Below are 18,538 nucleotides of genomic sequence, written 5' to 3'. Positions count from 1 at the left end.
GAATGATCACTGTTGAAAATCTTTCTAAAATTTATCAGGACAAAAACCAAACCGTTAAGGCCTTTGAAAATATCAATCTCGAAGTAGCCCAAGGTGACTTCTTAATTTTCACCGGTCGCTCAGGCAGCGGGAAAACAACGCTGATCAGTGTGATGGGAGGGTTGACGCGACCGACAACGGGCAAAGTCCTTATGGATGGAATCGACCTCTGGACTTTATCAGAGCCTGAACTTGCCCGGGTCAGAAACGAAAAGTTCGGTTTTATTTTTCAGTTCGCAAGTCTCATTCCAACACTTCGAGTTATCGATAATCTGCTTTTACCGCTCTCTTTTGGCGGAAAACGTCCAACTCTCGAAGATCAGAATAGAGCGCGTCAACTTTTAGAGACGGTTGAGATTTCGGATAAAGAGCAGTCATTTCCAAGCCAGCTTTCGGGTGGGCAGCAACGGCGAGTGGCCATTGCCCGCTCTCTGATCAATAAACCGGATGTACTCTTTATTGATGAACCCACCGGGGACCTGGATGAAAAAACGGAACAAGCCATAATGCAGCTCTTTAAAAAGATCAACGAGCAAGGAACGACGATTGTTATGGTGACCCACGCCTTAGACTATGCCCATATTGGGAATAAAGTCATGACGATGAGAAACGGTGTATTGACCCCTTATGAAAAAGGGGGAGAGCTAATTTGAAATTTAATCTAAAACTTAATTTAAAACTTAAAGAAAAATGGGGCTTGTGGCTGGCAGGGCTTGTTGTGGTCATACTTGCCGGAGTTGGAGGATATTTTCTTCTCACGACGAATTGGGATCCCCCCGAAACGGTCGTCAATAAGTACTTTACCGCCATTCACCAAAAGGATTATCAGAATGCATATCAACTGGCGAGTTCAACCCAATACCATGAGACCATTAAACAATTTACGGACCGAGTGAATAATTACGGCAAAGATATGGAAATCAAGCCTGTTGAGTCAATAGTAGATAAAAAGGCGAAAACGGCAGTTGTTAAGGTTTCCTATGCTGTAACCACGGATTTTGGTAAATACAAAGGTGAGGGAACCTTTAACCTCGTCTGGGAAAATCGAGCTTGGAAAATTACTAATCCGTAAAGAAGAGGAAGATACATGAAAAAACTGATGGGGCTCCTATTAATAAGTCTATTTATGATGACAGCAATCTTTCCAAGTCAGGTTTTGGCGAATACGAATAGCTGGAGTCAACTCGCTTTAGAAAAGGTAGGAATTATGGATCTTGCTGTTGACCCGGCACGTTCAGAGACACTCTATGCTGCTACAACCCAGGGCCTGCAAATGAGTTCGGATTCAGGGACAACCTGGCATTCAATAAACAAAGGCCTGCCGGCAAGTGAAGCCACGTCGATTGCGATTAATCCAACGAATAGTAAAAACATTTTTGTATGCTATGACGGGGAAGGTATTTTTAAATCGGTAGATGGCGGAGAAACCTGGGTCGCTCAAAATGACGGGTTGCCTACGTTAAACGTGCGGACTCTTGTTTTTCACCCAAAGGATTCCAATACGCTCTATGCGGGAATTAAAGGCGGAGTTTGCATCACGAGCAATGCAGGAAGTAAATGGTCGCCTACCTCGGGTTTTAAACCGTATACCAACGTCAATGATATTGCTTTTAATCCTCAGGATCCTTCAACCGTGTATGCTGCTACGGGCAATGACGGTGTGTTTAAGAGCACCAATGGCGGAGTGAGCTGGAAAGACATCAATACAGGGTTGCCCTCCTTGAGTATTTTTACCTTATCCATTGATCCCAAAAATCCGGAGCGTATCATTGCGGGAACCTATAATGCGGTAACGCCGACCGATTTATATGTGGGCGATGTTTACGGCGGAGTGTTTTACACGAATGATGGCGGAGCACATTGGCAAGCTTCAAAGGCGTTGAGCAGTGTCACCATATTCCGGCTAGTTCGGTATCCGCAAAACTCAAATGTCGTTTATGCTTCGACATTAGGAGGAATATATCGAAGCATCGATGGCGGGATAAATTGGACGGATATTAATGCCGGACTGGCCAACGAATTTCTGCATGCGCTCGTTCTTATCCCGCAGAAGGATGCGCCGCTTCTTTTATCCGGAACACCGAACGGTATTTATACGTATACCGACCAAGAATGGAATAGCTTAAAGGCTAAAATATCGGTCATTCCCAAATGGGTCTGGTGGACTGCCGGAGGTACAGCGGGAGCCATTCTCGTCGGTTTAGTCATTTGGTTGATATTACGCAAACGCCGCAAAGGAAAAGAAAAACAGAAATATGCTTGGTAAACCGTCATTGGGGGAAAAAAACATGCTCGATTTGATTGCAGCATCCATTAAAGGACGGATGGGTAAGAATAGCATCATTATTTTGGCGTTGCTGATTGCGACAGGTGCGCTGTATATCATTCTTAATTTTAGCCAATCCATGGGGCAGGCCATCGAGATGAATAGTTCCCGTATGGGTGCAGACCTTGCTATTCTTCCCATGGGAGCGAAAGAAGGCGGACTTGAACAGGCCACTCAAGGACCTGCACATGAAGGGAAAATACCCCTTAAAGCTTTGCCGGAGATTCAAAAAATTGCGGGGGTTGAGGCGATTTCTCCTCAAGTTTATCTTGGAAATTATTCGATCGGGGATCAGAAGGCAACCTTACTTGGATATGATCCCCAAACAGACTTTACCGTCAAACCTTGGCTTATGAATCCTCTTCAGGGAAATCAGGAACAAGATCAGGTTATTATCGGGAAAAATCTTATCAATCGAACGGGTAGCCCTTTAAAGGTTGGAGATAAATTGACTCTGGGGGAACAGAGTTACCAAATAGCGGGCATTATGGACGAATCGGGAAGCTATCTTGATACCTCCGTGTTTAAGCCCTACACAAAAGAGGAGATAAGCAAAGGCTACTCCTGGATGAGTGTAAAAACTCAACGTGATGTTCCCTTAGACCAGTATGCAAATATATTACAAACGAATGTTGCCCAAATTGAAGTCATTACACGGACGGAAATGAGCAATACGCTGAGCTCGCAATTGACGGGGATATTGAAAGGAAAGAGTCTGCTTTATGCGGGAATCTTCATTCTCGCTGCGATGATGCTCATTCTGGGCTCAATGTTTAATCTGTCCGTTCATGAACAAAAACGAGATTTAGGTCTTTTCCAGGCTATGGGAGCAACGAAACGCCAGATTTCAAAATTGATTTATGGCGAGGCATTTATTCTTGCTTTAATGGGTGCCTTATTGGGCCTGGTGTTGGGAATTCTTGCATTTTATGTTGTGGTTCGCTTTATGAATGCTCCTGGATTTGTGTTTCAAGCTCCGCCATTTACCTATCAACTTGTTGTAGCAATGAGCGGAATTTTATGTGCACTTATTATGGGCGGAATGGCGGCGGTATTCCCTCTTTGGCAGATCTTAAAACTTGATCCTTATGATGCGATTCGCCAAGGAGAATGATACAAACAAAATTTTGGAGGTAAATATTGAATGAAAAACAGGGTTAAAAGAGGATTGCTTGTCACTTTAATTTTAGGTACTGTTGCCATTACTGCCGGCTGCGGTTCATCCACTGCGTCGACACAACAGCCAAATCAGCCGCAGCAGTCTGCTTCAGCACAACAAGCTCCGGCGGCTCAAACTCCATCAACACAAGCTCCGGCGTCACAAGCTTCAGGTGCTCAAACCGCTGCGGCAAGCGGAAAAGATATTTTTGCTAAAAATTGTGCAAGCTGCCATGGAGAGGACGGAAAAGGAGGATCAGCTCTAGCCCTTAATGACAAAAAAAGAGATAAAGCAACCGTCCTCGACTTTACGAAAAAGGGAAATATGAACAAGGGAATGATGGGCTATGAAGGAACGCTCAGTAATGATGAGTTAAACGCTGTCGCCCAATTTGTAGCTGATCTGAAGAAGTAAGCTGAAAGCATCATCGCATTAGGCGGCCTAACACTGATAATTTTTATAAACAAAAATTTGGGGGCTTAGGGAGTTAGGTAACTGGCTCCCTCTTCAATCAATTTAAAAAACTAAGACGTTGCATAGAAAGATTACGATTTATGTGGATGTAGAGAGAGTTTAAGGAGTGGAAGAGATTGGCGAACGAAGAGCAAAAGTTGGAACTCGTGAATGAAACAAAAAACACGGCAAAGGGGGTAAGCCCAAAATTTAAAAAGATCTTTTTAATTACGTTTTCAAGTCTCGCTTTGTTAGCAATAGCTGCAACCGTAGGAATGCACTATACTTCAAAACCCGATTTTTGCGCCAGCTGTCACCAAATTAAGCCACAGGTAACAGCTTGGAGTGCAGGCCCTCATAATCAAGTGGAATGCTTAAATTGCCATGCAGATCCCGGAACCGTAGGGTATGTCAAGCGTAAAATCGGCGGACTTCATGAAGTGTATCTACAGGCTACGGATCAAGTTCCGGATAAAATTGTAGCTAGGTTTAATGTCGCCACGTGTATTTCCTGTCATACGGGTAACCGAACTCAAGACTATCCTCAGGCTAAAGATATTAGACAAAAGACGGGTCCCTTAGCTCCTAAAATGGATCACTCCAAAATTCTTAGTGATAATGTTTCATGTTTAACCTGTCATCAGAATGTTGGGCATAAGAAGTAAAACATAATAACGTCTTTTTGACGTAAAAATCAAAAGGTGTTTAGACAAGCGATTCTGAAAACTAGAAGAAATGAGGAGTATTTATGAAAACAAAAACAATAAATAAATTACTCAATATCTTACCTGCTTTGCTTGGGCTGACGCTATTATTAACACCTTATCTTTTGGCTCCGGTTTGCAAGAGTTTAGTCGAATTAAAATCCGGAAAAATGGGCTTTATGGCTTGTCATTTTACAGCTCAAACCGAGTTGGTGCTGGGCGCTCTGCTCTTAGGTGTCGGTATTATTCTTTTGATTCCTAAAATCGAAAAGCGTTGGCTGGGAGCGGTTGTCACAATTATTGGTTTAGCGGTAATCTTAATACCACAGGATTGGGCAATTGGAATTTGCGCTAAAGATATGATGGCTTGTCATACAACAGCACGTTGGCTCTATGCGGAAGGTGTCCTGACTATGGTCGTCGGAATAGGGATTTGGAGTAAAGTGATCAAGGAAGGTGCAGAGTAATGTTCTTCCTGGCTTGGAAAAACGTTACGCAAAGAAAAGGTCAAACCATAATCACCTTACTTATTACGGTTTTAACGGTTGCAACTTTTGTTTTAGCCCATTCTCTATTTACTGATCTCCAGGAAGGGATGCGTTTATCCGCTACTCGTCTTGGAGCAGATATTATTGTTCTGCCTCATTCCGTAAAATCAGAGGCATTCCAGACAATTTTTACCGGCGAGCCAGTAAATGAGTATATGCCGGATAATGTGTTAGAGTCTGTACGTTCCGTAAAAGACGTTCAGTTAACGACCCCCCAGTTTTTTACTCAGACTCTGGATGAAAGTTGTTGCTCACTAAGCAGGCCTTACCGAGTTGTAGGATATGATCCTGGAACGGATTTTGTAACGCGTTCTTTGCTAAACAGCCCTAATGGATCTGCGTCTCCAGCTAATGACAAGGTAATTTTAGGGGCTAATGTAACCTCTTTTTTGGGAGGTAAAGCTGTTATTCTAGGTAAAGAATTTTATGAAGCCGGACGGCTCGAACGAACGGGGACAGGAATAGATGATACCATTTTTATACGTCTCGATACGGCCCGAACGATAGCCAAAAACAGCCCTTACCTTCAAAACCTTTGGCAAAAAAATTCACCCGACCATCTCATTTCTTCGATCTTGATCAAGGTTAAAGATGGAGCCAGCCCGGCAGTGGTAGCCGATGAAATAAATGGTTTGAATTTAGGGGTAAATGCCGTTGCGACCAGTAAAGTGATAAGCAGCGCCAGAAACCAGATGAATACTGTGAGTCATGTTTTAATCTGGTTATGGCTTGCTTTAGCGCTGACAGCCGCCCTTGCCCTAATCGGCCGTTTTACCGCTCTTGCCAGAGAACGCAAACGCGAACTGGGAATGTTGCGCGCGATTGGCGGACAATCCGGCGACGCTTTTGCAGCGCTGACCATTGAAGCATTGCTCATCGTAGGTGCAGGTGGACTTACCGGAAGTATAGCCGGAGCGCTTTTGACGAATCCAATTCTGACATGGTTAAGAGGGTCTCTTAACTTGCCCCAAGGGGATTGGTCTTTGGCATCAGCGATTTACCAGGGATTGTGGGGAATGGGAATCGCAGTTTTTCTCGGTGCTGTGTCTGCCTTATATCCTGCTTGGCGAAGTTCAAAATTGGATCCCCAGGAGATTATTTCCCACGGGGAATTGGACTAGGAGGTCAATGCGATGGAGATTTGCCGTTTAGAAAATGTGAGTAAAATTTATCACAGCGGAGAAGATGTCTGCCCCGTGGACAATGTTTCGTTGACTATTTCTCAAGGAGACTTTATAGGGATCGAAGGACCGTCGGGCACGGGTAAAAGTACTTTGCTTTACCTCATGGGAGGTGGTCTTCTAAAACCCACACATGGAGATATAATATTTGGCGGCCGTGATATGAGTAAACTCAGTGACCGGGAACTTACATCATGGAGAGCTAAGAACATAGGCTTTATGTTTCAAGAGACAAGTCTATTTCCAGCCTTAACGGCTTTGGAAAATATAGAACTTGCTCTTTATTTAAATAAACGCAGCCGCCTTACCCAAGCTGAACGTGAAGAAGCAATGACGCTTTTAACCGAGTTGGGTCTTAAAGAACGGGCGCATTACTTGCCTCATCAACTGAGTATCGGTCAACGGCGGAGGGTTGTTGTTTGCAGAAGTATTATTAATCATCCTTCTCTGATCTTAGCAGATGAGCCGACAAACGACTTGGATTCATTTTGGGCGGAGAAGGTGATTCATATTCTCGAATCATTTGCGCAGAATAATGGAGCCGTTGTGATGGTAAATCATACGAGTTGGGCGGAACGTGCACAGCAACGTTATAGACTTAATGAAGGAAAACTGATATCCATCTGAACCGAAACATGAAAGAAGGGCCGTTCATTGTAACGGCCTTTCTTTCATGTTCGATTTTACATTTTAGAATAGCTTTCAGCAAAGTGTGCAAAGACTCAATGAGGAAATTCACTTTACTACGGAAGAAAACCAGGGGACAACCTTAAAATAATCAAGGCGTAAATACTACTCTGACACTCTGTTTTTTATTATAGTATAGTTAAAAGGATAAGCCATTGCTTATCCTTAAATTATATTTAAGGGGAATTCGTTCCATGAATAAACAAAAAAGAATCCTTGCAATTCATGATATATCATGCGTAGGGAGATGTTCGCTTACTGTTGCTCTGCCCATTCTTTCAGTGGCAGGACTTGATACAAGTGTATTGCCAACGGCAGTTTTGTCGACGCATCCAGGTGGATTTGAAGGCTTTACCTATCGTGATTTAACTCATGATATCAAACCAATCACTAAGCATTGGCAATCGCTTGATTTAAAGTTTGATGCCTTATACAGCGGCTTTTTGGGTTCCTTTGAGCAGATTGATTTAGTGGCTGATTTATTTAACACATTTAGAAGTAACGATACGCTCATTTTGGTTGATCCAGTTATGGCCGACAAAGGCGTTCTATATTCTGTTTACTCATCCGAAATGGTTCGCGGAATGACCAAATTATGCTCAATGGCAGATATTATCGTCCCTAATTTAACTGAGGCATCCTTTATGTTAAATGAGCAATACATGGGTGAAAATTATTCACAGGAATATATCGAAAAGATGTTAAAAAAATTAGCCTCTCTAGGAGCCAAAACGGTTGTACTCACGGGTATTTCCTTTGAAAAGGACAAGTTGGGAGCTGCAGCCTACGATAGTAAGTTAGGCAAAATAAGCTATGCCTTTAATAAAAAAATTGATGGACATTTTCACGGTACAGGAGATATATTTGGGAGTACCTTATTAGCTGCGCTCTTAAATAAATTCTCCCTTGAAGAAGCGTCACAGATAGCCGTAGATTATACTCATGAATGTATTAAGCTGACTGTCCATGCTGAACTCGAAAGAAGATATGGGGTATGTTTTGAAAGAGCAATTCCTTATCTCATCAAAAAATTGGGATTGATAACCTAAATATAGTGTTTAGTTACAATTCCACATTCTTGCATATGTTTCAATAGCTTGGAGTGCATCTTCTGTTAGATTTAATTTCATTTTATTTAGACGATTGTGGAATAAAAGATGGCTTATTACAGGGGACAGTGATTTAAGTTCTTGGATCACTGCCATATAATTTGAGTTAATGGTTTGTTCGAGAATACGAGTGAAATCTTTTTTGACTTCTTTTATGGAGTTATTTTTTATATCCGCTAAATCATAACTCTTTCGAAAAATGGATGAGATAATATAATTCTCTTTTTCTAATTGAGCTCTTTTCTTAAATACATTAGGTAGATAGGCATTGCTGTAATATACTGGGATTTCATTGGGGAGAAAATAGCCAATACCCGCTAAATGTCTATAGTCTAATCTATTAATAATTTGCAATTCATCTATTTCAATAGAGCGTGTTTTTTCAAGTAATTTAAAATAACTTGATTTATTTAATTGCTTTGAATAATAAGCAAAGTTAACTAAGTTATAATTCGACTGCTGAAGATCCATATTTGTTTCATGGGTAAAGCTATTGAAGTATTTTACTAAAATAGGTTCTGCTAAATTGTTTGATTCTAAATCGTTAAAATAGGTTAAAAATGAAAAATAGTCTTTAGGGTATTTCTGCTGAAGAATATCCTGCAATTGGCATTCTATTTGGCTTTGCGTAAGAATAGATGATTTTTGCGTGATCATTTTGATAGGTGTGCAGATTATTTTTCCTGTAATTTTATGGTGCTGCATCACAAACGCATTTGTTTCGTCTGTCGAAAAATAATACTGAATATTACCCTTTTCATAATAGGCAAATCCGAATAGGGCAATCTCTTTTTCTTTTGTTAAATTATTTGCAATCTCTCCTACAAAAACATCACGGTTTGCATTATTGACAAGGCTCACTATAGTCAACTCCTATATAAATAATTAATTCATAATTCCGGAAATAATTTTTGTTTCCTATATAAGTGTAATAAATACGATGTATTCAATAGGTAGTCTATGCGACCTCCTGGATATAAGAAAAGAGTATGATTCAAATAAGTCTTGAAAATGATAGGAGGTCATTGAATGAAGAGAGAAGCAAGGGCAAGTAAAATCTTAGTCCTGGGTTTGGACGGTATGGATCCTAAATTGTCAAAAAAATTCGTCGACAAAGGAGTAATGCCAAATCTTAAAAGACTCATTAAGCAAGGCGCTCGAAGAGAAGATTTACGGATGTTAGGTGCAATGCCTACAATTACACCTGCACAATGGACGACGCTGGCAACGGGTGCATATCCGGAAACCCACGGGATCACTGACTTCTGGAACCAAAGCAAGGAAGATCTTTCGGAAATAGTTTATTCCCTGGACTCCAGTATGTGCCAAGCAGAACAACTTTGGAACTGCTTTGCAGAAGCCGGTAAAAAAACACTTGTATGGCACTGGCCAGGTTCCAGTTGGCCCCCGACTTCAGATCGTAAGAATCTATTTGTTGTTGATGGTGCCCAGCCGGCAGCTGTCAATATGAGTATTGCTAATGTTGATGGAGAAAAAATGGTATTTGCCTCCAATACTGTAAGTAAGGTCGGATATAAACCCTGCTCAACAGAGGATACTGGAGCGGGATGTGTTATTCAAGATTTGCCCGAGGAGAATACCTCCGCCGGATCGTTCCTTCTTGAACGGCACAAAAAGAAAACTGTAAAAAATCTATTTATGAGTTTAGAAGAAGGTGCGGCCGGACTAGATAATCTTCCGTATGATAGGGTCGTGAGTCCAATCAAAGGCGCCGAGGGGTGGGCTAATGCTCCGGAAGGTGCAAAGGAATTTTACTTTGTAACTTCAAACGGATTAGTCAGAAGACCTGCCTTGATTTTGAAAAATAAAGCCGGTATCTATGATACGGTAGCCCTTTATCGGTCTAAAAAAGATGGAAAGCCGCTTGCGGCAATGAAGGAAAAGGAATTTGCCTTTACCGTTATTGATGATTGCAATGTAAGCGGTGAACAAGTACCTTGTGTCAGAAATTACAAGCCATTGGAAATTGCTCCGGATGGTTCTCGGGTAAGAATGTGGATGAGTACGGCTCTTGATATTTCCAATGATGTAAGATGGTCGCCTAAATCCATGTATCAAGATGTTGTCAGCAATGTCGGTCATGTTCCGCCGTTTTGCCAATTGGGCGGTTCTAACTTCGAAAATTGCAAAGAACTATTAAATCCGGTATGGGCTCATTACGCACAATGGCAGGCCGATGCCTTAAATTACCTCATTAAAGAAAAAGGTATCGAAGTAATCTTTTCCCATATCCACTTCATCGATCATCAAGGTCATCAATACTGGAATTATGCATTGGAAAAAGAAGGCGTTGGGAACGAAGCAGGATATCAAGGATTGATTGAAAAAGTTTATAAAGACGCAGACGATTACATTGGAAAATTCCTGTATCTATTAGATGAGGATTGGACGATTTTTGTTACTTCTGATCATGGTCTTCAAATTCATTATGAGGATCTCCCTTTATTGGGCGATGGAATGGGCTGCAATGTAAGAGTAATGGAGGAGCTAGGCTATACTGTTCTTAAAAAAGATGAAAATGGCAACGATTTAAGAGAAATTGACTGGGAGAAAACAAGGGCTGTTGCAACCCGAAGCAGTTACATCTGGGTTAACCTTAAAGGGAGAAATGCGACAGGAATAGTTGATCCGAAGGATAAAAAGGCTCTTGAAGAAAAAATTATTGATGACTTATATAACTACAGACACCCTAAATCGGGCAAACGTGTTGTGAGTATTGCTTTAAGAAATAAAGATGCTCAAGTTTTAGGCTTGAGTGGCGATGAAACCGGCGATATTGTTTATATGTGTAAAGAAGGTTGTTGTAGGGAGCATGGTGAAAGCTTATCCACCTATGATGGTTATTTTGATACTTCAATTTCGCCGATCTTTGTTGCAGCCGGCAAAGGTTTGAGGAAAGGCTTTACGACAACTCGGGTTATTCGCCAAGTCGACTTTGCACCTACACTTGCAATTTTGGGAGGAGTAAGAATACCTGCCCAATGTGAAGGCGCACCTGCATATCAAATTCTGGATCAAGAATTATAATTAAAGGATAAATAAGACGGCTTAGAATTTTCGAATAGTGTTAATTTTATTGATTAGCACTATTCGAAAATCAATTTCCTTTTGGTAAAATTACCGAGAAAGTTCTTGTGAGGGTTTTCTCTCGGTTGCACAATTTACTTCAAGAATTAAGTTTCCCGTGTTTATTCTACCAAACGAAGTAGCTCTTTTTCTCAAAATTTAGTTTTATAGTTTTTGTTGTCTGGCCCTTATCAAAAATAGGAGGGATATATTTTGTCAACAAATAATAATGCTATGAAAATAAAGAATAACTATTTTGATGGTTTAGAGGTTACCCGGAAACAATTATTCTTGTTTATTATTATCGCCTCTTCTTACTTCTTTGAAATGTTCGACAATTCCATTTTTAACTTTACCGCCCCGGCTATTATGGCTTCGATGAAAATAAATGCGGCAAATGTAGCTCAAATAACTTCACTGTACTTTTTGGGCAATACATTTGGTGGTATTTTTGGCGGGATTATCTCCGATATAATCGGCAGGCGCAAAAGTTTATTATTAAGTACTTTAATATTTACAACTGGATCGATTATCAATGGTTTAACATCGAACTTTACAGTATTCATGTTCGCGAGAGCTATGACAGGTTTTGGTGTTATGTGTATGATGGTTGTAACCATTACGTATATGGCAGAATTGTCGCCGAAAGAAAGCCGAGGCAAATGGGAAGGTATAATATCAGGGTTCGGTTATTTAGCGGGGCCGATAATCGGATTTGTAGCAGGCATTATAGTTCCGCTTTCTCCTGAAGCCTGGCGGTATGTTTTTTATCTGAGTGGTCTGGGTTACGTGGTATTATTATTGGGTATTATTATCTTAAAAGAATCTCCTCGCTGGCTTATGAGCAGAGGAAGACAAGCCGAGGCAGAAGAGGTTGTATCGAGTATTGTCGGAAAACCTATCGATCTTAGTGATGTAATTGTTGTTAAAAGATCTCGAAATTCGTCGTTATCTAAAGATATTGCTGAAATGTTTTCTCCGTTATACCTAAAGAGAACAATAGTTCTTTGTGTTGTTTTGAGTGCAGGTGTTGTCAGCATACAAATAACTCAACCTTGGATAACAACAATGCTTAAAATGAGTGGATTTAGTATGCAAGATAGTATACTTCTTTCAACAATACTTACTTTTGGTATTCCTTTAGGACAGTTCGTCGCAGCTTTCTTTTCTGATAAGGGTGGAAGAAAAATTCCTATTGGCGTCTTTGGAATTTTATATTGTGCTGCTGTAATCCCCTTTTTATTTGTGATTAAAGGAAACTTCTTCTTGGCTGCTCTATTTGGTCTTTTAATCAACGTTTTTGCAATAGCCAGAAACTTTATTATCCATCCTTACGTTGCCGAATCGCTGCCAACTAAACTTAGAAACTCTGTAACGGGTATATTAAACGGTATATCGCGTTTTGCTGCTTCTGGAGCTCAACTTTTAGTTCCGATGATCTTTGCCGGTTATGGAATTTTTGGGGTTTTTGGTTTTGCCATGGTTCTTTCTCTCCTTACTTCATTTGTGGTACTTGTCTTTGGATGGCGATCTGCTCATAGATCTTTAGAAGAAATTAACGAGAATCTAACGGATAATGCAGATTCCTCAGGAAAGAAAGCTGCCTGTTAAATAAGTGAATGAATAAATAAAAAGGAAAACCGAGGCTAACATCTCGGTTTTCCTTTTTTATTTCATAAAGGCAAACATTAAGAATTATTCTTCAGTATTTATTAGCTCTTCAAGTAATTGAGGCTGTTTAATGATAATGAATTGTTTTTCTTTCTTGATAACATCTAAATGCTCTAGTTCAGTTATATATTTTATAATATTTGATCGATGGACACCGGTAATTGAAGCCATATCTTTTCTTGTTAAGAAATTTTTAACGTGGATACTGTTATCGAATTGAATTACACCGTAATTTTTACCTAATTGTTGAATTAATTTATAAACTCTAACTTTACTTATTTCCTTACCTTCGGTAATAAGTGTATTTATGCAATATTCATACTTTTTATATAGCTGATCAATAAAAAATTCTAAATAACCTTGATTAGTATGTAAAAGTTTAAAAAAAGTATCCTTGGTAATCATTAAAATTTCTGCTTTTTCCAGAGCAAAGGTTTCCTGATAAAAAGTTTTATGAAAGCAAGCAATTAAACACCCTTTTTCAAGAAACCACATTAATCTATTTTCGCCTTCTTCATTGGATAACTCTACTTTTAATCTTCCTTCTTTTATTAAACCTACCATTGAGTCAAAAGCCTGAGGAGTAAATAGTTCACCTTTTTTAAGTGTTATTTTAGATTTTGCATTTTCTGTGAAATAATCCAGGATTGACATATTAGGATTAATAAATGGGGTGCTATCGTACATACCTTTTTCCATAACCTTAGAACTCCTTTCGTATTATGTGTGCTCGTGTTCACAAAAACAATAGGAATCCAATGACAGTGGCCCCTTAAAGACCACTTTAATAAGAATCAAGAACATTACTATCCCAGTATGATAATCATAGAACTTTTATAAATAGAAAAAGGTAGCCTATACGATATCTTAGCTTAAGAAAAAGATTAATATTTAGATTATAAGAGTTTGGTTACAGGCGATTTATAGATGTGTTTTTGATTGGTGTAACCTGACTATATCATAAAATAGAAGGAGAATAAATCATGGATCAGTTGTTAATCAAAAGTCTTAAAACGTTGGTTGGAGAGAAAAACGTCTTTGATTCATTTGAAGATTGTTTTTGTTACACTTATGACGCTTCTTTTTCTAAAATCGATAAAAAAAATACGCCGGGAATAATCGTCTTCCCGGAAACAACGGAACAGGTATCCGCCGTCATGAAATTTGCTTATGAACATAAGATTACGGTAATCCCCCGTGGGGCAGGTTCTAATGTGAGTGGTGGGACGCTCTCATTGCCGGAGTGTATTATTATGGTTCTCACGAAAATGAATAAGATTTTGGAGATCGATAGAGAAAATTTACTGGCTGTTGTTGAAACGGGGGTAAAAACAGGCCAACTTCAACAGGAAGTCGAAAAGATTGGGCTCTTTTATCCCCCGGATCCAGCCAGTCTGGCTTTTGCCACGATCGGTGGAAATGTCGCCGAAAGTGCCGGAGGCCCACGGGGGGTTAAGTATGGTACGACCAAAGATTATGTGTTGGGGCTGGAAATTGTGTTGCCCACCGGGGAAATCATTAATACCGGTGGACGGGTCATTAAGAATGTCACGGGATATAATCTGACTCAATTATTTACAGGTTCGGAAGGGACTTTAGGCATCATTACGAAGGTTGTTTTAAAATTAGTACCTAAACCCGAAGCGAAAAAAACGATGCTGGCCATTTTTAATAAGATTGAAACAGCAGGACAAGCGGTTTCAGGAATTATTGCCCAGGGTATTATTCCGACGACGATTGAACTTTTGGATGATGTCTATATTAAAAATATTGAAGAATATGCTCATGTTGGGTTTCCTCTGGATGCAGAAGCCGTGCTTCTGATTGAAGTAGACGGCGACGAGGAACTTTTAGAAAAACAGGTTCGAAAGATTGAAAAGGTCTGCAAGGAAATAGGGGCCAGGGAAGTCAGGATTGCTCAAAACGAACAGGAGGCGGACGAGCTGTGGACGGCGCGCCGTGCGGCTTTTGCATCTTGTGCCCGTTTGAAGCCAACGATTATCGGGGAAGATGCGACAGTACCGAGAAGTGAAATTCCGGCTATGATTAAAAGAATCCGTGAAATTGCTGCTCGATATAATGTTTTAATTGCGGTTGTGGGACATGCAGGGGATGGAAATTTGCATGCGACATTCCTTTGCGATGAAATAGATAAGGAAGAAATGAGCCGTGTCGAAAAGGCGATTGACGAAACCTTTTATGCCGCTTTGGAACTCAAAGGGACTTTAAGCGGCGAGCATGGGATTGGCAGAGCTAAAGCACCGTTTATTAAACAGCAAATCGGAGAAGACGGTTATCGTGTTATGAAAAAAATTAAATTGGCGCTGGATCCTGAGAATCTGCTTAATCCCGGCGTAATGTTTGGGGAGTGAGAAATATGCCTAAAGCATTTGCCGAGTGGGAAAAAGAAGTGATCAAATGTATCCGCTGCGGATCCTGTCAGAATGTTTGCCCGATTTTTGCTGAACTGACTTCTGAAGCGACGGTGGCAAGGGGTAAGGTGCGTTTGATTCGTATGGCGATTAAAAATGATATCGAAATTACCGGCGGTTTTGAGGAGCTCATGTCCCAATGTTTAATGTGCAAAGCCTGTGTAGCCAACTGTCCCAGCGGAGTACGGGTGGATAAATTAGTCGAAGCAGCTCGGGTCGAGACGGTCCGCCGTAGGGGAATGCACCTTTTAAAAAAGTTTATTTTTCGAGTCGTTCTAAAAAATCGGGGGATTTTTCATTTGAGCTTAAGAAGCGGATCAATATTTCAGAAGCTGCTTTTCAGGCCAGGACCTAATGGGCAAGGAATGCTGCCTCGGCTGCCGATGGGTATAGATATGCGACGAATGATTAAACCGATTGCCCCAACCCCTTTGCGCCAACAGTTTCCGGAAATGGTAAAGGGTAAGAATTCTCGGGGAAGAGTCGCATTTTTTACGGGCTGCATGCTGAATTATTTTTATGTGGATGCAGGCCGGTCGGTCATTGAGGTTTTAAATAAGCTGGGTTACGATGTAACGATCCCTTGGAAGCAGACGTGTTGCGGGACTCCAGCCCGCGTAAACGGAGATAAAGATACGGCCATTGCTCTGGCCAAGGCCAACATAGATGTTTTCATGGATCTGGATGTGGATGCAGTGATCGTTGCCTGTGCTTCCTGCGGTTTAGCATTAAAAGAAGAATATGCTGAGCTTCTTGCGGATGATCCTAAATATTCGGCGAAAGCGAAAAAGCTTATGGCCAAAGTTAAGGATTTTAATGAATTTGTCGTGAGCATTGACGGATGGGATAAGAATTTAGAGCGGGTTTCGGTTAAAACCACTTATCATGACCCATGTCACTTGGCTCGAGGGCAGAATGTAAGAAAACAACCACGGCAGATCATCCGAGCTATCTCTGGAGCAAAATTCTCAGAATTACCAAGGATCGAAAAGTGCTGCGGTATGGCAGGGTCCTATAGCCTGTACCATTACGATACGTCTAAAAAGATTAACGACAAGAAAATTGCGGACATAAAGGAAACCGGTGCTGAAGTGCTGCTAACCTCCTGTCCAGCCTGCCTTATGCAAATGGAAGACGGCTTGAACCGTAACAACATGAATGTAAAATGCATGCATGTGGCAGAGCTTTTAAATATGGCGATGCGAAGTAAATAAATATTAGCTAATGAGAAGTTAAAAGGTAATCTCTACAACCTTATGAAAATTAAAGAAGAACTAATATATATTAAGATGGTTAAATAGAGTTTTATTAAAGGAGGTGTCCAATCTAAGGAACAATCTAGGAGTGCTTAATTAAGAAAAGATTCCATTTTAAAATGGGGATGCTTTTTTTAAACAATTGAATTTATTTATTAAAGATTTAGGAGTGAATAAAAAATGTCTTTAACTCGATTGAATGATACTCGCTTTGAAGAGGTAATCTATGATAACGGTGAGCCTTGCCTGGTGATTTTCTCAAGAAAAACCTGTCATGTCTGTAAAGAAGTCGTGCCTATGTTAGAAGAATTACAACCGAAATACAAAGGTAAATTTGGTTTCTATTATGTGGATGTGGAAGAAGATAAAGAGTTGTTCCAAAGATTTTCTTTAAAAGGGGTTCCACAGCTCCTTTTCTTTAATAAGGGTGAGTTTAAAGGTAAAATGGCTGGCCAAGTTGAAGACGAACGAGTCATCGATAAGATTGCGGATGTTCTTGAATCGTAATATTATTACATGCTTAAAAAGAGAGGAAGTTGTTGAGGAGAATGGGAGACTTAACTAATTCCTATGACTTGATTATTATTGGCGGCGGTCCGGCAGGCCTTTCCTCCGCTATCTATGGGGCCAGAGCCAAGCTGAAAACCCTTGTGATCAATAAAGGAACCATTGGCGGCTTAGTCAATACGACACGGGAGATTGTCAATTATCCTGGATATCCGGAAATCAGCGGAGAAGATCTGATGAAGGACTTTAAAAAACATGCAGAATCTTTTGGTGTTGAGTTTTTACGGGACGAGGTTGTCGGTACGGATTTCTCCCAGGAAAGCAAAGTCATTACCACGAAAAAAGGCAAAGAATTTTCAGCGAAAGCCATCATCATTGCTTGCGGCAGTGAACCGAGACTCTTGAATATTCCCGGCGAGAAGCGGCTCCAAGGCAGCGGCGTTGCCTATTGTGCGACCTGTGATGCCGAGTTCTTCGAAGGTGAAGACGTTGTTGTCGTGGGCAGTGGAGATCAAGCGATCGAAGAAGGAATGTATATTACCAAGTTCGCGCGTAAAGTCACCATGATCGTACTCCATGACGAAGGAGTTCTCGATTGCAATAAAGTCAGTGCTGAAAGAGCTTTCCAAAATGAAAAGATGGAGTTTGTCTGGAACTCCACGATTGAAGAAGTCCTGGGAGAAGAGAAGGTCGAAGGAGTTAAAATTAAGAACTTAAAAACAGGAGGTTCGACTGAACTTGCCTGCCAAGGAGTCTTCTTCTTTGTGGGAATGGTACCTTCAACCCATTTTCTTAAAGACAGCGGCATCGAGATGGACAAAAGAGGATATATTCCCGTCAATGAGATGATGGAAACAAACATTGAAGGGGTATATGCGGTCGGGGATAACCGAATTAAATATCTTCGACAAGTGGTTTCGGCAGCCGGAGACGGAGCGGTCGCAGCGGTTGCCGCCGAACGTTATATTGAAGAATTAAATGCGTTTAATACGAACATTCTCCAAAGCGACAAGAAAGTCTTACTTCTTTTCTTTGATGCCTTGAATAATGAAAGCCTGGAATTCAGCACCTTATTAGAAGAAGCAAACCAGGAACTGGGTGAACGCTATAAAGTTGTGAAGGTTGATATGGCGACCAAGAAAAATCTGGCGAAAAAATATGAAGTTAATAGTGTGCCTTCCGTTTTAGTCTTAGATAAAGGCGAGAAGGTCAAACGGCTTTACTATACAATGGATAAGGAAAATCTAAAAGCTCAATTATAGCATTGGTTTTACTACCCTTTAGATCGGGGTTTAAACCCTGTTCTTTTTAACTAAGAGCAGGGGCTCTAATTGCCCAATGGTTTGTCTTTATTAATTATTCTTTATCTAAGCGATGTA

The 18,538-nt window shown here is 40.6% G+C and carries 18 protein-coding genes; 16 read left to right on the top strand and 2 right to left on the bottom strand.

The window, feature by feature from the left end:
- The first annotated feature begins 2 nt into the window (after nt 1-2).
- The 10 genes from ACHOLT_RS19990 (at nt 3) to ACHOLT_RS19945 (ending at nt 8,146) form a co-directional block, all read left to right on the top strand.
- The gene (locus ACHOLT_RS19990) at nt 3-692 is read left to right on the top strand and encodes an ABC transporter ATP-binding protein (protein ID WP_425804323.1); all 690 of its coding nucleotides are present in this window, start codon (nt 3-5) and stop codon (nt 690-692) included.
- On the top strand, nt 689-1,111 hold the full coding sequence (locus ACHOLT_RS19985) for a hypothetical protein (RefSeq protein WP_425804320.1): 423 nt from the start codon (nt 689-691) through the stop codon (nt 1,109-1,111). Before ACHOLT_RS19990 ends, ACHOLT_RS19985 begins: the two co-directional genes overlap by 4 nt.
- 54 nt (nt 1,112-1,165) lie before the next feature.
- A complete protein-coding gene (locus ACHOLT_RS19980) occupies nt 1,166-2,305 on the top strand; it encodes a WD40/YVTN/BNR-like repeat-containing protein (protein WP_425804317.1) in 1,140 nt (379 codons plus the stop codon).
- A 22-nt stretch (nt 2,306-2,327) separates the two neighbouring features.
- Nucleotides 2,328-3,479, top strand: a complete 1,152-nt coding sequence (locus ACHOLT_RS19975; RefSeq protein WP_425804315.1) for an ABC transporter permease — start codon at nt 2,328-2,330, stop codon at nt 3,477-3,479.
- Nucleotides 3,480-3,509: 30 nt separating this feature from the next.
- Nucleotides 3,510-3,938 (top strand): c-type cytochrome, encoded by a 429-nt coding sequence (locus ACHOLT_RS19970; RefSeq protein WP_425804313.1) that lies wholly within the window; start codon nt 3,510-3,512, stop codon nt 3,936-3,938.
- A gap of 176 nt (nt 3,939-4,114) precedes the next feature.
- Complete coding sequence (locus ACHOLT_RS19965; protein WP_425804310.1) at nt 4,115-4,642, top strand: cytochrome c3 family protein; 528 nt, start codon at nt 4,115-4,117, stop codon at nt 4,640-4,642.
- Nucleotides 4,643-4,725: 83 nt separating this feature from the next.
- On the top strand, nt 4,726-5,148 hold the full coding sequence (locus ACHOLT_RS19960; protein WP_425804308.1) for a DUF4418 family protein: 423 nt from the start codon (nt 4,726-4,728) through the stop codon (nt 5,146-5,148).
- A complete protein-coding gene (locus tag ACHOLT_RS19955; protein ID WP_425804305.1) occupies nt 5,148-6,350 on the top strand; it encodes an ABC transporter permease in 1,203 nt (400 codons plus the stop codon). Before ACHOLT_RS19960 ends, ACHOLT_RS19955 begins: the two co-directional genes overlap by 1 nt.
- A gap of 12 nt (nt 6,351-6,362) precedes the next feature.
- Nucleotides 6,363-7,037, top strand: a complete 675-nt coding sequence (locus ACHOLT_RS19950; RefSeq protein ID WP_425804303.1) for an ABC transporter ATP-binding protein — start codon at nt 6,363-6,365, stop codon at nt 7,035-7,037.
- 254 nt (nt 7,038-7,291) lie between these two features.
- Entirely contained in the window at nt 7,292-8,146 is an 855-nt protein-coding gene (locus tag ACHOLT_RS19945; protein ID WP_425804300.1) for a pyridoxamine kinase, read from the top strand.
- Nucleotides 8,147-8,155: 9 nt separating this feature from the next.
- On the opposite strand, the gene ACHOLT_RS19940 is transcribed toward ACHOLT_RS19945, so the two are convergent.
- Entirely contained in the window at nt 8,156-9,067 is a 912-nt protein-coding gene (locus ACHOLT_RS19940; RefSeq protein WP_425804297.1) for a hypothetical protein, read from the bottom strand.
- Nucleotides 9,068-9,235: 168 nt separating this feature from the next.
- Between ACHOLT_RS19940 and ACHOLT_RS19935 the strand changes: the two genes are divergently transcribed.
- Both ACHOLT_RS19935 and ACHOLT_RS19930 read left to right on the top strand, forming a co-directional pair.
- Nucleotides 9,236-11,254, top strand: coding sequence for an alkaline phosphatase family protein (locus ACHOLT_RS19935; RefSeq protein ID WP_425804295.1), 2,019 nt, complete (start codon nt 9,236-9,238; stop codon nt 11,252-11,254).
- Between the two features lie 252 nt (nt 11,255-11,506).
- Nucleotides 11,507-12,904 (top strand): MFS transporter, encoded by a 1,398-nt coding sequence (locus ACHOLT_RS19930; protein ID WP_425804292.1) that lies wholly within the window; start codon nt 11,507-11,509, stop codon nt 12,902-12,904.
- A gap of 84 nt (nt 12,905-12,988) precedes the next feature.
- On the opposite strand, the gene ACHOLT_RS19925 is transcribed toward ACHOLT_RS19930, so the two are convergent.
- On the bottom strand, nt 12,989-13,663 hold the full coding sequence (locus ACHOLT_RS19925) for a Crp/Fnr family transcriptional regulator (protein ID WP_425804290.1): 675 nt from the start codon (nt 13,661-13,663) through the stop codon (nt 12,989-12,991).
- A gap of 284 nt (nt 13,664-13,947) precedes the next feature.
- On the opposite strand from ACHOLT_RS19925, the gene ACHOLT_RS19920 reads away from it, so the two are divergent.
- The 4 genes from ACHOLT_RS19920 to trxB all read left to right on the top strand — a co-directional run bounded on the left by ACHOLT_RS19920 (nt 13,948) and on the right by trxB (nt 18,421).
- Nucleotides 13,948-15,336 (top strand): FAD-binding oxidoreductase, encoded by a 1,389-nt coding sequence (locus ACHOLT_RS19920; protein ID WP_425804288.1) that lies wholly within the window; start codon nt 13,948-13,950, stop codon nt 15,334-15,336.
- 5 nt (nt 15,337-15,341) lie between these two features.
- Nucleotides 15,342-16,610, top strand: coding sequence for a (Fe-S)-binding protein (locus ACHOLT_RS19915; RefSeq protein WP_425804285.1), 1,269 nt, complete (start codon nt 15,342-15,344; stop codon nt 16,608-16,610).
- 222 nt (nt 16,611-16,832) lie between these two features.
- Nucleotides 16,833-17,159: a thioredoxin family protein gene (locus ACHOLT_RS19910; RefSeq protein WP_425804282.1), complete on the top strand. Its 327-nt coding sequence runs from the start codon at nt 16,833-16,835 to the stop codon at nt 17,157-17,159.
- A gap of 41 nt (nt 17,160-17,200) precedes the next feature.
- Complete coding sequence (gene trxB / locus ACHOLT_RS19905) at nt 17,201-18,421, top strand: thioredoxin-disulfide reductase (protein WP_425804279.1); 1,221 nt, start codon at nt 17,201-17,203, stop codon at nt 18,419-18,421.
- The last annotated feature ends 117 nt before the right edge of the window (nt 18,422-18,538 follow it).

Source organism: Desulfitobacterium nosdiversum, from assembly GCF_049860565.1.
In the GTDB taxonomy this organism is placed as follows: Bacteria; Bacillota; Desulfitobacteriia; order Desulfitobacteriales; family Desulfitobacteriaceae; genus Desulfitobacterium_A; species Desulfitobacterium_A nosdiversum.
The sequence above is the reverse complement of the archived record's forward strand: the minus strand, read 5'-3'. Positions and strand labels throughout refer to the sequence as shown.

What these genes read in the sequence shown, in the direction of transcription:
- ACHOLT_RS19920 (WP_425804288.1), top strand. Translation starts at nt 13,948, where the DNA reads ATGGATCAGTTGTTAATCAAAAGTCTTAAAACGTTGGTTGGAGAGAAA.
- ACHOLT_RS19935 (WP_425804295.1), top strand. Translation starts at nt 9,236, where the DNA reads ATGAAGAGAGAAGCAAGGGCAAGTAAAATCTTAGTCCTGGGTTTGGAC.
- ACHOLT_RS19960 (WP_425804308.1), top strand. Translation starts at nt 4,726, where the DNA reads ATGAAAACAAAAACAATAAATAAATTACTCAATATCTTACCTGCTTTG.
- ACHOLT_RS19970 (WP_425804313.1), top strand. Translation starts at nt 3,510, where the DNA reads ATGAAAAACAGGGTTAAAAGAGGATTGCTTGTCACTTTAATTTTAGGT.
- ACHOLT_RS19950 (WP_425804303.1), top strand. Translation starts at nt 6,363, where the DNA reads ATGGAGATTTGCCGTTTAGAAAATGTGAGTAAAATTTATCACAGCGGA.
- ACHOLT_RS19915 (WP_425804285.1), top strand. Translation starts at nt 15,342, where the DNA reads ATGCCTAAAGCATTTGCCGAGTGGGAAAAAGAAGTGATCAAATGTATC.
- ACHOLT_RS19980 (WP_425804317.1), top strand. Translation starts at nt 1,166, where the DNA reads ATGATGACAGCAATCTTTCCAAGTCAGGTTTTGGCGAATACGAATAGC.
- ACHOLT_RS19990 (WP_425804323.1), top strand. Translation starts at nt 3, where the DNA reads ATGATCACTGTTGAAAATCTTTCTAAAATTTATCAGGACAAAAACCAA.
- trxB (WP_425804279.1), top strand. Translation starts at nt 17,201, where the DNA reads ATGGGAGACTTAACTAATTCCTATGACTTGATTATTATTGGCGGCGGT.
- ACHOLT_RS19945 (WP_425804300.1), top strand. Translation starts at nt 7,292, where the DNA reads ATGAATAAACAAAAAAGAATCCTTGCAATTCATGATATATCATGCGTA.
- ACHOLT_RS19955 (WP_425804305.1), top strand. Translation starts at nt 5,148, where the DNA reads ATGTTCTTCCTGGCTTGGAAAAACGTTACGCAAAGAAAAGGTCAAACC.
- ACHOLT_RS19910 (WP_425804282.1), top strand. Translation starts at nt 16,833, where the DNA reads ATGTCTTTAACTCGATTGAATGATACTCGCTTTGAAGAGGTAATCTAT.
- ACHOLT_RS19925 (WP_425804290.1), bottom strand. Translation starts at nt 13,663, where the DNA reads ATGGAAAAAGGTATGTACGATAGCACCCCATTTATTAATCCTAATATG.
- ACHOLT_RS19975 (WP_425804315.1), top strand. Translation starts at nt 2,328, where the DNA reads ATGCTCGATTTGATTGCAGCATCCATTAAAGGACGGATGGGTAAGAAT.